Annotated in this window: 1 protein-coding gene and 1 pseudogene; both read left to right on the top strand. The window is 61.8% G+C overall.

Features of this window, described 5'->3' with window-relative positions; genetic code table 11:
- Nucleotides 1-102 (top strand): transposase domain-containing protein (locus COA07_RS17655; RefSeq protein ID WP_141396567.1); only part of this gene is annotated, 102 nt, incomplete at its 5' end.
- An 82-nt stretch (nt 103-184) separates the two neighbouring features.
- Nucleotides 185-950, top strand: a pseudogene (locus COA07_RS18665) (IS3 family transposase); the annotation flags it as partial.
- Nucleotides 951-1059 lie beyond the last annotated feature (109 nt).

Raw genomic sequence — 1059 nt, 5'->3', positions numbered from 1 at the left:
GTCGACCCCGAGGCCTGGCTGGCCGACACCATCAGCCGTATCGCCGACCATCCGGCCCGACGGGTCGCTGAACTGCTGCCGTGGAACTACCGGCCCGTTTGAGGTGACGCCGTCACCGGACGCTTACTTCTTTGTGAGAAATTCCCGGTTAGGTTTGGCAGGTGCCGGACGAGGGAATTTGCCCATGAAGAAGTCGAGGTTCAGCGAGCAGCAGATAGCGTTCATCCTCAAGCAGGCCGAGGATGGAACAACCGTCGAGGAGGTTTGCCGAAAGGCCGGCATATCGATCCAGACCTACTATCGATGGCGTAGCAAATACGGAGGGCTGATGCCGTCGGAGATGAAGCGCCTGAAGGTGCTGGAGAGGAGAACGTCCGGCTGAAGCGGCTGGTGGCCAACCTCAGCCTGGACAAAGAGATGCTGCAGGATGTCATCCGCCGAAAAATGTAGGGCCTGGTCGAGCCCGGGAGATCGTCGGCTATCTGCAGGCGAGCTACCAGGTTAGCGAACGGCGAGCCTGCGGCGCGTTTCCGATCAATCGATCGACCCAGCGCTATCGGTCCCGCCGCCTCGATCAGGCCGGCCTAAAGATGCGGATCAAGGAGTTGGCTGCGACCCGTGTTCGCTACGGGTATCGACGCATCCATGTGCTGCTCCGACGGGAGGGCTGGGAGATCAACCACAAGCGCACTCATCGGCTGTACCGCGAACTCGGGCTGCAGCTGCGCAACAAGACACCCAAGCGCAAGGTGAAAGCAAAGCTGCGCGATGACCGGACGCCGGCGACGGCACCCAACGATTGCTGGTCGATGGATTTTCTGTCGGACCAGCTGTTCGACGGGCGCAAGATCCGCGTGCTGTCGATCGTCGACAACTTCACCCGTGTGTCGCCAGCGCTCGACGTGCGGACAAGCTACCGCGGATCTGACGTGTGTCAATCGGCGTCCAAAAAGGACCCCCTATCGGCGTGCAAAAGGGACCCCCTTCGTCGAGCAGCGTGACGGGTATGACGGGCGCTTTGTTCGCGCTGGTTGCGGCGTAGGGCGGGCGTAGCCCGAC

It is taken from the genome of Sphingomonas adhaesiva (assembly GCF_002374855.1).
Taxonomy (GTDB): Bacteria; Pseudomonadota; Alphaproteobacteria; order Sphingomonadales; family Sphingomonadaceae; genus Sphingomonas; species Sphingomonas adhaesiva.
Note: the sequence above shows the minus strand (reverse complement) of the source record. Positions and strands in the feature narration are given on the sequence as shown.